The sequence below is a fragment of the Ornithinimicrobium sp. F0845 genome (assembly GCF_023015765.1).
Taxonomy (GTDB): Bacteria; Actinomycetota; Actinomycetes; order Actinomycetales; family Dermatophilaceae; genus Ornithinicoccus.
This window is the reverse complement of the sequence record NZ_JALKAL010000011.1, coordinates 102,770-116,872: the sequence shown is the minus strand read 5'-3', so window position 1 is coordinate 116,872 and position 14,103 is coordinate 102,770. Positions and strand designations below refer to the sequence as shown.

Here is a 14,103-nt window from a genome sequence, read left to right as displayed (position 1 = left end):
ATGCCGAGCCCGCCGTATGTCGTGCCCTCGCGCCACGACCGGGTGGTGGCGACGGCGAGCAGTGTCATCGGGGGACCCGTCGGTCGCTTCGCGCGGATCGGTGCCCGCGGTCTCCGGGGGGTCGCTGCCGCGCTGATCGCCCTCGCCGGGACGATGCTGGCGCTCGGCGTCTTCCAGAAGGGCCACTGCGTGGTCAAGGGCTGGGCCAACCCGGACCAGTTCTGGCGGGCCTGCTACTCCGACATCCCGGTCCTGCACGTCACCACCGCCCTGGGCGATCGCTCCCTCCCGTGGAGCGGCGGCGGCAGCGACCAGCCGCTCCTGTCAGGTCTGGCGATGTGGCTCGTGTCGCTCGTGACGCCGCGAGCCGGCACCGACGTCGGAGCCCAGCAGTGGGTGTTCGCCACGTGGGCTGCCCTGGCGTTCCTGCTGCTCACCGCAGCCGTGCTGGCCGGCGTCGCGCTGCTGCCCCAGGACCCCTGGCACATTGCGCACCTGGCCGCCTCACCCGTCCTGGTCGTGCTCGCCCTCATCTCCACGGACCTGGTCGGCATCGCACTGGTGATGTGGGGCTGGTGGGCGTGGACCCGGGGCCATCCGACAGCGGCCGGGGCCCTATTAGGGCTGGCCTTCCTGGTGCGCCCGTTCCCCCTGGTCTTCCTGCTCGCGCTGGTGCTCGTTGGCCTGCGCGACGGGCGCGGCCGGGACGCCGTGACCGCTCTGGTCGCCGCCCCGCTCGCCGCCCTCGCCCTATTCGTCCCCGCGGTCCTCCTGCTGGGCGACGGGGTGCTCGTGGCACCCCGGGGCTGGTGGGAGGCGGGTCCGGGCTACGGCGTCCCCGCGCTGATCCCCCAGCTGTTGGGCCACCCGCTGGGGTCCGAGGTCGTCACGGCCACCGCCGTGGCGGGGTGGGTGGTCGCGATGCTGGTCGGGTGGTGGCTGACCTTCCGGTCCTTCAGCCGGCCGGATGCCGTGCAGGTCGCCGCAGTGATGCTGCTCGTGGTGGTCCTGACGGCCAAGTCCCTGTCCGTGCAGTCCGGGCTCTGGCTCCTGCCCCTGCTGGCCCTGTCAAGCGTCAGCTGGCGCGACCACCTCATCTGGGCGGCGGCCGAGATCATCCACTTCGAGGCGACCTGGTTGCACATCGGCTTCGGCAGCGACCCGGGCAAGGGACTGCCCGCCTCGACCTACTCCCTGGCGATCCTGATCCGGATGGCCGGGTGGGCGTGGGTGGTGTGGCGCATCTGGTGCATTCCCCGGGCCCGCCCCTTCTGGCCCCAGCGGAGCGCTGCTGCGCCGGGCGTTCCCGTCAGTGCTCAGCTGTCGTAGACGGTGAAGCTCGCGAACGCCCGATCCAGCGCCTCCAGGTCGGCCTCGGTCGCGACATACGTGGTCATCACCGCGGTGTAGGTGTGGTCGTTGTTCGAGAACAGCAGGTTGACCACGATGCCGTCGGTGTCGCGGCAGTCGCTCCAGATCTGGAAGAGACCGGAGTACATGACGTCGGAGAACTCCTCGGTGTACTGCTCGGCGCACACGTCCTCGTAGGTGTAGTGGCTCAGGATGTCCGACTCGTCGCCCTGGTAGGGCCGCAGGTAGAAGACCAGCCCCGGGTGCGTCCAGCCGGACCGGAAGGCTGCCATGTCGTCGGAGGCCCCGATGAATGCCCATCCTTCCGGGGACAGTTCGGGAGCGGTCTGGCGGTCGTCCCAGACCGACGGCACGTCGACCGAGAGGGCACCGGTGTCGTCGGTGACGGTCTCGTAGGTGTAGAACGCCGGCACCGGGGTGCCGTCGTCGACGGTCTCACCGCCGTCCGGCACGTCCTCACCCACCTCCTCGGTGAGGGAGAGGATCGGGACCAGGCCGTCGTCGCCGTTGATCTCCCCACGGAGCACCTCGGCGGTGTCCCAGCGCAGCACCTCCACGGTCATCGCGTTGCTGCCGCTGGTGCGCACCACGTCGCAGTAGTCGCGGTAACCCCCGTCGGTGGCCATCGGCAGGCCGTTGAGGCTGAGCACGATGTCGCCAGGCAGCAGCCCGCCCCGGGAGGCGGGGCTGCCGGGCTTGACCCCGCTGACCCAGATGCCGCTCAGCGCCAGCTTCTCGTCGAAGAACGGCATCCCGTTGATGCCTAGCGACTCGGTGTCCCCGTCGGCCAGCTTCTCGACCATCGGCTCGGCCAGGCCGGCGGCGATGGCCCAGAACTGGCGCGAGGCACCCTCGGCCAGCGTGCCCCCGGCGTAGTTGACCGCGAGCACCTCGCCGTCGACGGTGATCAGCGGTCCCCCGCTGTTGCCCGGCTGGATGGTCGCGTCGTGCTCGATGGTGTGCTCGATCGAGGAGGACCCGGTGATGTCGCCGTTGGCGTTGGCCTTGGAGACGATGCCCTTGGTCAGGGTGTACTCCGGGTCGCCCAGCGGGAACCCGGCGGCGTAGACGTCGAGACCCGGCGACGCGACCTCGTCGGCCCACTCCAGGTAGGGCATCGGCTCGTCCGGGTCGATCTTGATCAGCGCGAGGTCGCTGCACTCCGAGGCACCCACGACCGACGCGTGATAGCTGGTGCTGTCGTCGCCGCCGACATAGACCTCCAGGGTGCTGGCCCCGGTGACGACGTGGTTGTTGGTGACGATCAACCCGTCCGGGCTGATCAGGAAGCCGCTGCCCGAGCCGGCCGTCGACGACAGCCCGACCTCCGGGTCACGCAGGGTGCCCGTGGCGATGATCTGCACCACCGCGGGCTGGGCCTGGTCGAACCGGGTGATCGGTCCCGGCTGGTCGGCGGCAGTCTCCGCCACGTCCTCGGTGGGATCCTCCGACCCGGGGTCTGCCGTGGAGGTGGTGGCGTCCGCGTCCGCGGTCTGCTGCTGACCCATCACGACCGCCGAGGTGTCGGGTGCCCCATCGGCGCACGCGGACAGCGCGAGCGGGAGAGCGATCACGAGGCTTGCGGCGCGCGTGCGGGTCATCACGGTCCCTTCCTGCGGTCCTGGCAGGCCCCCATGGCCCCTGGTGTCTGACGGCGGTGTGACGGAGGCCTTCCCCCATCGGTTCCCCATTGTGCCTGTCGCGGGACGGTCAGGGAACCGGCCAGTGCGCCGTCAGGGAAGGAGCAGCAGCTTGCCGGTCGTGCGACCCGAGGCGAGGTCGGTGTGCGCCTGAGCGGCGTCGGCCAGCGGGTACCGGCCCCCGACGCGGACGTCGAGGGTGCCGGCGGCCACCCGACCGAGCACGTCACCCGCCCGCTCCAGCAGCTCGGCCCGGTCGGCGACATAGTGCGCCAGGGAGGGCCGGGTGAGGAAGAGCGAGCCGCGCTGGTTGAGGACCTGCGGGTCGATCGGCGGCACGGGGCCGCTGGAGGCCCCGAAGAGGACCATCGTCCCGCGGGGCCGGAGCACCTGCAGACCGGCGTCGAAGGTGGTGGCGCCCACCCCGTCATACACGACGTGGACACCCTCGCCGTCGGTGAGCCGCTCCACCTCGGTGACCAGGTCCTGGTCGCGGTAGAAGACGATGTCCGAGGCACCCGCGGCACGGGCCAGTTCGGCCTTCTCCGGGGTCGAGGTGGTGCCGATGACCCGCACCCCCTTGGCCGCGAGCAGCTGGCACAGCAGCAGCCCGACGCCCCCGGCCGCGGCGTGCACCAGGGCGGTCTGCCCCTCACGGGCGGGGAAGGTGGTCTCGACCAGGTAGTGCGCGGTCATCCCCTGCAGCATCACGGCCGCCGCGAGCTCGGGGTCCACCCCGGCAGGGACGGGCACCACCCGGTCCGCCGGCACCAGCACCTGCTCGGCGTAGCCGGTCCCGGCGACCATGGCCCACGTCACGGGGTCACCGACCGCGACCCCGTCGACCCCGGCCCCGACAGCGCTCACCGTGCCCGCTCCCTCCGAGCCGGCCACGAACGGCGTCTGCATCGGGTAGGCACCGGAGCGCTGGTAGATGTCGATGAAGTTCACGCCCGCCGCGGCGACGTCGACCCGCACCTGCCCCTCCCCGGGCTCTGGCGTCTCCCGCTCGACGAGCTCCAGGACCTCCGGACCGCCCTGCTCACTGACCACGACCGCACGCACGTTGCCTCCAGCATCCTTGGGTGTCCTCCCAGTATGCCGAAACGCCGGGTCGCCGACTCGCGCGCCTCCGCCACTATGTCCTGCACCCACAGGGTCGGGACCCCGTAGGTGCAGGACGTTAGCTCTCTGCTGCGGCGGCGGCGGCGCGCTCGACCCACTTCGGGACGTCGCCGTAGCGCTGCGGGCGGATCAGCAGCCCCGCCGCGGAGTCCTCCACGAGCTGGGTCATCCTGCGGTCGCGCGTGGCCTCCTGCTTGGCGGTGAGCACCCACGTGAGGGCCAGGCGGCGATAGGACGGTGGCGCCACCTCCCAGAAGGCGGTGGCTGCGGCGGAGGCCGCGAGCTGGGCGGCATACTGCTCCGTCAGGGCCTGCTCAGGGCGCTCGTAGGAGTAGACGGCTGAGGCGTCCTCCCGCCGCGCCTCGAAGACGGCCAGGCCAGAGGGCTGCATCCGGCCGCCCGCGATCAGCTCCTCCACGAGCGCGATGTTGATCGCGCTCCAGTTGCTGCCCGCCCGCCGGGGCGTCCACCGCTGCCGCCGCGAGTCCTCGTCGATCCGCTGGGCCACGGAGTCGATCCAGCCCCAACACAGCGCGACCGGGACGGCGTCTGCCCAGGTCAGCCCGTGATCCGGCACGTGCTTCTTGTGGAGCCCCATCCACAGCTCGGTCTCACTGTCGTGGTGCGCGGCGAGCCACGCGTCGAACTCCTCCGCTGAGGCAAAGAAGCGGGCCGGGCGCTCCGGCGTCCCACCCATCCGTCCGTGCTCGGTCATCGCCGTCCTTCCGTCATCGCGTGGGCTGGGCCTGACCGGCCAGTTGACCACCGACCGGACCTGCCTCAGGGCCAGTATGCCGACGGGCACCGACAGCGGAACCCGCCGACAGCGGAACCCGCACCGAGTGCCGCGGTGGCACTCAGGAACGCGCCACGGACCGCTCGGTCAGCCCTGAGCCTCGGGCTGCTCGGCCCACCAGCGGCGCAGCTCCTCGGCGGCGGCCTCGGCACCGATCGGGCCCTGGTCCAGGCGGACCGCGAGCAGGTGCTTGTAGGCCCGGCCCAGCACCGGCCCGGGCGAGATGCCCAGGATCTCGGCGATCTCGTTGCCGTTGAGCTCCGGGCGGACGGCGTTGAGCTCCTCCTGCGCCCGCAGGCGCGCGATCCGGGCCTCCAGGTCGTCGTAGGTGCGGGCCAGCCGCTCGGCCTTGCGCCGGTTGCGGGTCGTGGAGTCCGACCGGGTCAGCTTGTGCAGGTGGCCCAGGAGGGGGCCGGCGTCGGTGACATAGCGCCGCACCGCAGAGTCCGTCCACTCGCCACCGCCGTAGCCGTGGAAGCGCAGGTGCAGCTCGACCAGCCGGGAGACCGCCCTGACGGTGTCCTTGTCGTAGCGCAGTGCCCGCAGCCGCGCCCGGGTGAGCTTGGCCCCGACCACCTCGTGGTGGTGGAAGCTGACGCCGCCGCCCTTCTCGAACCGGCGGGTGGCCGGCTTGCCCACGTCGTGCAGCAGCGCGGCGAGGCGGAGCACGAGGTCAGGGCCGACGACGCGGTCCGGCCCCTCGGCCCCCGGCTCGTCCTCCAGGGCGATGGCCTGCTCCAGCACCGTCAGCGAGTGCTCGTAGACGTCCTTGTGCCGGTGGTGCTCGTCGATCTCCAGCCGCAGCGCCGGCAGCTCGGGCAGCACGATGTCGGCCAGCCCGGTGTCGACCATCAGCTCCAGGCCGGCGCGCGGGTCGGCCCCCAGCAGCAGCCGGCTCAGCTCGTCCCGGACCCGCTCGGCCGAGATGATCGCCAGACGCCCGGCCATGTCGGTCATGGCTGCCCGCACCTCCTGCGTCACCACCAGCCCGAGCTGGGAGGTGAACCGGGCCGCACGCATCATCCGCAGCGGGTCGTCGGAGAAGGAGATCTGCGGAGTATGCGGTGTGGTCAGGACCCCGGCGGCCAGGTCACCGAGGCCGTCGTGCGGATCGGCGAAGAGCATCTCGGGCAGGCGCAGCGCCATCGCGTTGACGGTAAAGTCCCGGCGCACCAGGTCGTCCTCGAGGTTGTCGCCGAAGGCGACGACCGGCTTGCGGGAGTCGGGGTCGTAGGCGTCGGCGCGGTAGGTGGTGATCTCGACCGTGTGACCCTCCCGCCGTGCGCCGATGGTGCCGAACGCCCGTCCGATGTCCCAGGTCTGCTCGGCCCACCCCGCCAGCACCGCCTCGATCTGCTCGGGGCGCGCGGAGGTGGTGAAGTCCAGGTCGGGTGAGGAGCGACCGAGGAAGGCGTCGCGCACCGGTCCCCCGACCAGCGCCAGCTCGTGCCCCGCCTCGCGGAACCGCTCACCGAGCTCGCTCAGCACGGGCAGCACCGGCGCCAGGTGGCGGACGGCGCGGGCCAGCAGCTCGGGCTCGGACGGAGAGTTGGACACGAGCATCAAGCCTACGGCCCGCGCGGCACCGGAACGGGCCCCCGCCTCGTTAGAGTGAGCAAGATGACCACCGCTCCGCCTCCGCGCCGATGGCAGAACCATCTGCCGTCGGTGCAGGAGACCTCGGCGGGTGGCGTCGTCATCGACATCCACGAGGGCGCGGCGCGGATCGCGATCATCGCGCGGCGCAACCGGGCCGGCCGGGTCGAGTGGTGCCTGCCCAAGGGGCACATGGAGCCCGGTGAGACGTTGGAGCAGGCCGCGGAGCGGGAGGTCGCCGAGGAGACCGGCATCATCGGCCGCGTGCTGCTGACCCTGGGCACGGTGGACTACTGGTTCTCCACGCCGCAGCACCGGATCCACAAACGGGTGCACCACTACCTGCTCGAGGCCATGGGCGGCGAGCTGTCGGTCGAGGGGGATCCTGACCAGGAGGCCTTCGACGCCATCTGGTGCCCGCTGACCGAGGCGCACCGCGTGCTCACCTTCCCCAACGAGCGCCGGATCGCCCAGGTCGCCTGGGCGAGGTTGGCCGGGACGGCGTGAGCCGCAGAGGTGCCGTGCCCCGGTGGCGCGGTTCGTTGTTCGTGTTCGTGTCGTATGCCGTGGCGCTGGCTCTCGTGGTCATGCTCGCCCCTGCGCCTCTCGCCACCGCCTCCACCGCAGGTGCCACCACCACCTCCACCGCAGCCGCCACCACCACCTCCACCGCCATCCCCACCACCTCCACGGACGTGACCGCGGCCGATCCCGACCTCGTCCCGGTGCAGGTCCGCCTGGACGCCGTGACACCCGCGATCGCCGGACCGGGCACCGGCGTCCTGCTCACCGGCACCCTGAGCAACGCCGGCCCGGACCCGGTGATGGTGCATGACGTGCGGGTCAGCACCGCCTACCGTGGTCTGGACACCCGGGCGGCCGTGGACGCGTGGGCGGTGACCGGTGATCTGGCGACGCCGAACGTGATCGCCGAGGACCACATCGGTGCCCTCCTCGCCCCCGGGGCCCTCGTGCATTTCTACGCGCCCGCCCCGGCGGAGGCACTTGAGCCCGGGTTCGACTTCGCCACGCTCCCCCTGCGCATTGAGGTGACCGAGCCCCCGGCGTCGGAGGGCCAGGAGGCCCAGTCGATGGCCGGCAGTGAGCTGCGCACCTTCCTGCCGTGGCGCTCGACGGAGGACGACAGCTTCAACCCGATCGACATCGCCTGGGTGGCGCCGCTGACCCTGCCTGGGGGTGCCGCCCTGGTGGATCCCGATGACGAGACCAGGGCGGCCGCCTGGGCGGCGGCGATCGGGCCCGGGTCGCGCAACACCGCGCTGCTGGAGGGTCTGGCGGGGACCGCAGCCACCTTCGTGGTCGACCCGGCCATCCTGGAGCCCCTGGACCCCGTCGCGTCGCTCACCGAGGCCGTGGCGCCACCGGGCGAGGAGCCGACGCCGACGCCCGAGCAGACCCAGGAGCCCACCGAGCAGCCCACGTCGCAGCCGACGGAGCACCCAGGGGACGACGCCACGAGCACCCCTGAGGAGCCGCAACCTGGGTCCTCGGACACCCAGACGTCCGGTCCGGAGCCCGATGGGGAGTTGTCCCCTGCGCCGACACCGCTCGCACCCGCCGCGACCGAGACTCCCCCGGCCGACGGGACGGAGGCCACCACGACCGGCGGCCCGGACGACCCCGACGCACCGCAGCAACCGGTCGAGCCGCCGACGCCACCGACGACCGAGGATGCGGTCCGGGCCCTGGCCGAGCAGCTCGCGACGGTCCCGGAAGAGCAGCTCTGGTGGCTCCCGGTCGGTGACACCGACACCGGCGCGATGCTGGAGCTCGACGAGGAGGTGAGCGACGTCGCCGCCCTGGTCGGCCGCCCCCCGGCCCAGACCCCGGTGGCCGCCGGCCGCACCGACGTCGCCTGGCCGCTGGCCACCAGCATCGACGACCAGCTGATCGACCGGCTCAGCCGGGTCTGGACCCATGCCGGTGGCGCCCTGGGCACCAAGGGCGTCGGCAACGGCGCCCTGGCCGGGACGGTGCTGCCTTCCAGTGCCGTCACCGACGACGCGCACACCGGGTCGGCCGCGGTGACGCACACCTCGGGGACCACCCTGCTGGGCTACGACGAGCGGCTCAGCGGCATCGTCGCAACCGCCGGGGAGCCGGAGCGGGACGGTCGCGGCGTCCAGCGCTTCCTCGCCGAGACGCTCGCCACCTACCAGGAGCAGCCGGCACAGGACCGGTCGGTGGTCGTGGCGATCCCGCGCGCGGCCACCGTCGACGCCACCACGTTGCGTCGCCTGGTCAGCGTCTCGGAGACTGCGCCGTGGCTGGCGCAGGCCACCGCGACCCAGCTGCTGGACTCGGCCGACCCGGCCCCGGTGGCACTCACCGGGACGGCACCGGTGGAAGGCGACCTCACGGCATACTCCCGCCCCGGCCCGAGCCCGCTGACCGCGGCGCGCATCACCGGGGTGGAGCAGGCGCGGGCCGACCTGGACGGTGCCTGCGAGATCGTGCCCGGCAGCGAGGAGGCGTGCGAGACGTGGTGGCGCGCCCTGGACCGGCAGTACTCCGCCCGGTGGCGTCAGGACCCCGACCTGTGGGACGCACCGGTCGAGCAGGCCGCCGCGGTCTCGCAGGAGATCCTCGAGGGTCTGACGATCAACCCGACCACGATCAACTTCTTCGCCGACGAGGGCGTCATCCTGATCACCGTGACCAACGAGCTCCCGCTCCAGATCGACGACCTGCGGATGACGGTCCGGCCCGGCAACGCCCGGCTGCGGATCCTGGCGCAGCCCGAGCCGATCACCATCGGGCCGGAGTCGCGGGCAACCGTCCAGTTCCGGGCCAAGGCCATCGCCGCCGGGAACGTGCCGCTGAACACCACCCTGAGCACGCCCAACGGCACGCCGGTGGGGCAGGTCGCGGAGACCGAGGTGCGGGTCCGGCCGACGGGCGTCTGGATCTACTGGCTGCTCGGCGGTGTCGCGGGTGCCATCCTGGTCCTCGGCCTGGTGCGCGCCCTGCGCCCCCGGCCCGCCACCCAGCCCCCTAAGCCGCGCGTCCCGCCCGCCGGGCCCGAACTGGAGAGTCCGTGAGCGAGCAGCCCGCCACCGCGCACAGCGGCGCCTCGTCGGCCTCCCTGGCGCGGGCCAGCGCGCTCATGGCCTCCGGGACGTTCGTCTCCCGGATCCTCGGCATGGTGCGGGTGCTCCTCCTGGCCGGCGCGATCGGTGTCCTGAACTCCCCCGCCGGCAACGCCTGGCAGACCGCCAACACCCTGCCGAACACCATCTACATCCTGCTGGCCGGCGGTGTCCTGAACGTCGTGCTGGTCCCCGCCCTGACCCGGGCCATGGCGATGAGCCCGGAGAAGGGCCGCGACTTCACCGACCGACTGATCACCCTGGCCCTGGCCGGACTGCTGCTCATCACGGTCGTCTTCACGGCGGGCGCGGCGGTGCTGACCCGGTTCTACGCCCTGACCTGGTCCGGTGAGCAGTTGGCGCTCGCGATCACCTTCGCCTACCTGTGCCTGCCGCAGATCTTCTTCTACGGCGTCTATACCCTGCTCGGACAGATCCTGAACTCCCGCGAGAAGTGGGGGTGGTACATGTGGGCCCCGGTCGCCAACAACATCGTGGCGATCGTCGGGATCGTGCTCTTCATGACGCTCTACCCCGAGGCCCGGACGATCGGGCCGGGAGAGTGGACCGGGAGCATGATCTGGCTGCTCGCCGGCACCGCCACGCTCGGGGTCGCCGTCCAGGCCGGTGTGCTGATCTGGCCGGTCTGGCGCTCCGGCTTCCGCTACCGCCCCCGGTGGGGCTTCCGCGGGGTGGGTCTGGGCGCAGCCTCCCGGATGGCCCTGTGGATGCTCGCGATCATCGGGGTCTCCCAGGCCGGGATGTGGCTGTCGACCAACGTGCTCAACCGGGCGACCACCATCGATCAGTCGGCCCCGGGCAAGATCCTCTACGAGAACGCCTTCCTCATCTACATCCTGCCGCACAGCCTGATCGCGACCTCGCTGATCACCGCGATGTTCACGCAGATGTCCCGCTCGGCGCAGGCGGAGGACCTCTCCGGTCTGGGCGTGCAGTACCGCCACGGGCTGCGGCTCCTGGGCGTCGCCATGGTGCCCATCAGCATCGGGCTGTTCATCCTCGCCCCCGCGATCACGAGCATCCTGTTCTTCAACAACACCGCCGCCGAGACCCAGGCCACCGCCTGGGTGACCATGGCGATGGTCATCGGCCTGGCCCCGTATGCCGTGTACATCCTCTCCGGGCGCATCTTCCACGCCTTCCAGGACGGGTGGACACCCTTCAAGCTGCAGGTGGCGATCACCACGATCTCGATCATCGGGATCCTGGTCGCCGCGACACTGCCCGCCGAGCGCACCGCGATCGGTGTCGGCTTCGCCCAGACGCTCGGGCAGGCCGCGGCGGCCGTCCTGGGCCTGTACTGGGTGCGCCGCAAGCTCGGCCGCCTGCCGCTGGGCGACGTGTTCCGCAGCTACTCCCGCATCATCCTGGCCACCCTTGTTGCCGCCGCCGTCCTGCTGCTGGTCGTCCTGGGGACGCGAGCGCTGCTGGACGGGCGGGTCGGGGCGCTGGTCATGCTCTTCGTGGGCGGACCGTTGTTCTTCCTGGTCTACGGAGCGGTCGCCCACCGTCTCGGCGTCACCGAGCTCGCCGAGGCCGCCGGGCCCCTGTTGCGTCGTCTCGGACGCGGACGGCAGCCGGTCGGCGCAGCGACCGGGCCGCGCGACGCCCAGTCTGCGCAGCGGGCGGCCTCCGCCACCGGCGCCCATCCCGCGCACGGCTCAGCCGACCGGTCCTCGACCGGTCAGCCGGGACGGCACGATGCCGTCGGGGGCGAGCACCACGGCACTGAGGCAGCCGAGGGGGATCCCTGGTTCTTCGACGAGGCGGGACCCCACGGGGACCGCCCGCACGACGAGGACCTCCCCCACGACCAGGACGGCCCGGACCTCCCCCACGACCAGGACGGCCCGGACCTCCCCCACGACGAGGACGGCCACCATCGCACGGGTGCGGAGCATCGCGGCGTGGACCCGTTCGCTGGCCCCGACGACACGGGGTGGCAGGCCGCCTATCAGGACCTTCGGCACGCAGAAGAGGGCCCGTCGGCATGGACCACGGGCGGACCCAGCCTAGGATTGGCCGGAGCAACCGGGAACGCGCAGGACTGGGAGGTGTGGGGTATGGGCATCGAGCCGGGCACCATGCTGGGGCGTCGCTATGCCCTGGAGGAGCTGCTGGCCCAGCGCGGCGACGTCCTGGAGTACTGGTCCGCGCAGGACACCACCCTCGAACGTCTGGTCGCCGTCACCCTGCTGCCCTCGACCGGTGACCGCGCCATCCTGGCCCACGCCGTGCTGGACGGTGCGCGGCGCACCGCGGGGGTCGACGACCCGCGTCTGGTGCGGGTGCTCGACGTCGGCGAGGAGGAAGGTTACTGCTGGATCGTCGAGGAGGGCCTGCCCGACGCCGAGTCCCTGGCCTCCCTGACCGCCTCGCAGCCGCTGCCGGCCGAGGAGGCCCGCCGGATCGTCGGCGAGGCAGCCGTCGGCATGGAGTCCGCGCGGCGCCGCGGGCTGCACCACCTCTACCTCAACCCCCACTCCGTCCTGCGCACGCGGGACGGCAGCGTCAAGGTCTCCGGCGTCGGCGTCACCGCCGCGATCGAGCAGACCGACGACATCGGCGCCCGTGAGTCCTCGCTGATCGACACCGGCGACCTGGTCAGTCTGCTCTACACCGGGCTGACGGGCCGGTGGCCCGGCGACGAGATCGAGGGGCTCCCTTCGGCTCGGCGCCTCTCCGACGGCTCGCTGGCCGCCGCCTCCGAGGTGGTGGCCGGAGTGCCCGGCGACCTCGACGCCCTCTGCCGTCAGATGCTCGCCTTGGACTACGACCCCGGCGCCGGTCCCGCGACCCCCGGCGAGCTCGCCCGCCAGCTGGCGCCCTGGTCCTCGGAGATCGTGACGGGCGAGGGCGGTGCTGCCGTCCCACGACCGAGACCGCGGGGCACCGATGAGCCCAGCGGTGCCGGTGCCGCGGCGACAGCCGCGAGCGCGGCCGCGGTGGGGGCAGCCGCCGCGCGCGACCGCACGCCGGGTCGGTCGGAGACCAGCGCGATGCCGGTGGCCCCCAGCGAGCAGGCCTACTACCGCTCCACCCTGCCCGAGGACGAGCGAGCGGGCAGCCTTGCCGACCACACGTCATACGAGGCGGAGGACGAGGGTGTCGCCCTGGGCGACGGCTACGCACAGACGCCCGACCGCGGCCTGCCCCCCGGGCTTCCCGAACGCGACTCCTCCGGCCGACAGAGCTGGATCGTGCTCGCGATCATCGGTGTGCTGCTCGCAGCCGCTCTCTACGCCGCCTACCTGGCGATCAGCACCCTCGGCGACGACACCGACGCCGGTGACCAGCCCCCGCTGACCACCTCCTCGCCCACGACCGACGGCGAGACCGAGACCACCGACGACGTCCAGGAGACCACGGACGACGTCCAGGAGACCACCGCGGCCCCCGAGCCCGGCGCCGAGATCTCCTTCGTGGGCGCCAGCGACTTCGACAGCAACGGCGGCGAGGAGAAGCCGGACCTGACCGCGCGGGCCATCGACGGTGACCCCGAGACCTGGTGGAACACCTTCACCTACCTCACGCCCAACTGGGGTGGCCTGAAGGACGGCGTCGGCCTGGTGATCGACACCGGCGAGACCCAGTCGATCTCCCAGGTGACCGTGGAGTTCCCCGAGGGTGACTACGGCGCCACGATCCACGTCGGTGACAGCCCGGACACCAGCGGCACGGTGATCGGCACGTCCGACTCCGCGTCGGGCACCTGGACGGTCGACGCCGAGGAGCCGGTCGAGGGCCGTTACATCGTCATCTGGTTCGACCGGGCTTGGGCCGGGCCGGGCGGCGAGATCGTCAAGGTGGCCGAGGTGACCGCCCGCTCATGACGGCTGACCTGCTTGAACGCTCGGACAAGGAGCTGCTCGCGCTGCACAACGACGGTGACGCCGAGGCGTTTGGTGAACTGTTCCGGCGGCACAAGGACCGGATGTGGGCGGTGGCCCTGCGGACCACCCGTGACCCCGAGCTCGCCGCCGACGCGGTCCAGGACGGCTTCATCAACGCCTTCCGGCGCGCCGGCTCCTTCCGTGGTGACGCGGCCGTCACGACCTGGTTGCACCGCATCGTGGTCAACGCCTGCCTGGACCGCCTCCGCCGGGTCAAGCCGACCGCCGACATCGCCGATCACGACCCGGTGGAGCCCCGCGACTACCACCGCAGCGTCGAGGTCCGCCTCGACGTGCGCGAGGCCCTGGACCAGCTCCCCGAGGGGCAGAAGATGGCACTGGTCCTTGTGGACATGCACGGGCTGAGCGTCGCCGAGGCCGCCGAGATCCTTGAGGTGGCCGAGGGCACGGTCAAGTCACGCTGCGCACGAGGACGGGCCGCCATGGCAGCGCTGCTGGAGCCGGCATGAGCACGCAGGACACCGTGGCACGCCTCACATCCACGAGCCGCGCTGGCTCGGGAACCTCTGCGGCCGGCCGTGCGTCGTATC

Annotated in this window: 9 protein-coding genes; 5 read left to right on the top strand and 4 right to left on the bottom strand. The window is 72.2% G+C overall.

Annotated elements, in window-relative coordinates; all coding sequences use genetic code 11:
* The gene (locus MWU75_RS15215; protein ID WP_247092350.1) at positions 1 to 1,329 is read left to right on the top strand and encodes a glycosyltransferase 87 family protein; all 1,329 of its coding nucleotides are present in this window, start codon (positions 1 to 3) and stop codon (positions 1,327 to 1,329) included.
* Here MWU75_RS15215 and MWU75_RS15210 read toward each other — a convergent pair.
* The 4 genes from MWU75_RS15210 to MWU75_RS15195 all read right to left on the bottom strand — a co-directional run bounded on the left by MWU75_RS15210 (position 1,317) and on the right by MWU75_RS15195 (position 6,489).
* Positions 1,317 to 2,972: a S1C family serine protease gene (locus MWU75_RS15210; protein ID WP_247092349.1), complete on the bottom strand. Its 1,656-nt coding sequence runs from the start codon at positions 2,970 to 2,972 to the stop codon at positions 1,317 to 1,319. The two genes, MWU75_RS15215 and MWU75_RS15210, sit on opposite strands and share 13 nt — an antisense overlap.
* 132 nt (positions 2,973 to 3,104) lie before the next feature.
* On the bottom strand, positions 3,105 to 4,076 hold the full coding sequence (locus MWU75_RS15205) for a quinone oxidoreductase (RefSeq protein ID WP_247092347.1): 972 nt from the start codon (positions 4,074 to 4,076) through the stop codon (positions 3,105 to 3,107).
* Between the two features lie 118 nt (positions 4,077 to 4,194).
* Entirely contained in the window at positions 4,195 to 4,851 is a 657-nt protein-coding gene (locus tag MWU75_RS15200; RefSeq protein WP_247092345.1) for a YdeI/OmpD-associated family protein, read from the bottom strand.
* Between the two features lie 168 nt (positions 4,852 to 5,019).
* Entirely contained in the window at positions 5,020 to 6,489 is a 1,470-nt protein-coding gene (locus MWU75_RS15195) for a CCA tRNA nucleotidyltransferase (RefSeq protein ID WP_247092344.1), read from the bottom strand.
* Between the two features lie 63 nt (positions 6,490 to 6,552).
* Between MWU75_RS15195 and MWU75_RS15190 the strand changes: the two genes are divergently transcribed.
* From MWU75_RS15190 to sigM, 4 genes are read left to right on the top strand one after another with little or no spacing between them, the layout of a single operon-like run.
* Entirely contained in the window at positions 6,553 to 7,035 is a 483-nt protein-coding gene (locus tag MWU75_RS15190) for an NUDIX hydrolase (RefSeq protein ID WP_247092341.1), read from the top strand.
* Complete coding sequence (locus tag MWU75_RS15185; protein WP_247092339.1) at positions 7,032 to 9,590, top strand: DUF6049 family protein; 2,559 nt, start codon at positions 7,032 to 7,034, stop codon at positions 9,588 to 9,590. Before MWU75_RS15190 ends, MWU75_RS15185 begins: the two co-directional genes overlap by 4 nt.
* Positions 9,587 to 13,492 carry a murein biosynthesis integral membrane protein MurJ gene (gene murJ / locus MWU75_RS15180; RefSeq protein WP_247092338.1) on the top strand — a complete coding sequence of 1,302 codons (3,906 nt, stop codon included), beginning with the start codon at positions 9,587 to 9,589 and terminating at the stop codon, positions 13,490 to 13,492. Before MWU75_RS15185 ends, murJ begins: the two co-directional genes overlap by 4 nt.
* On the top strand, positions 13,489 to 14,022 hold the full coding sequence (gene sigM, locus MWU75_RS15175; protein ID WP_247092336.1) for an RNA polymerase sigma factor SigM: 534 nt from the start codon (positions 13,489 to 13,491) through the stop codon (positions 14,020 to 14,022). The genes murJ and sigM overlap by 4 nt, the downstream gene beginning before the upstream one ends.
* Positions 14,023 to 14,103: the final 81 nt, after the last annotated feature.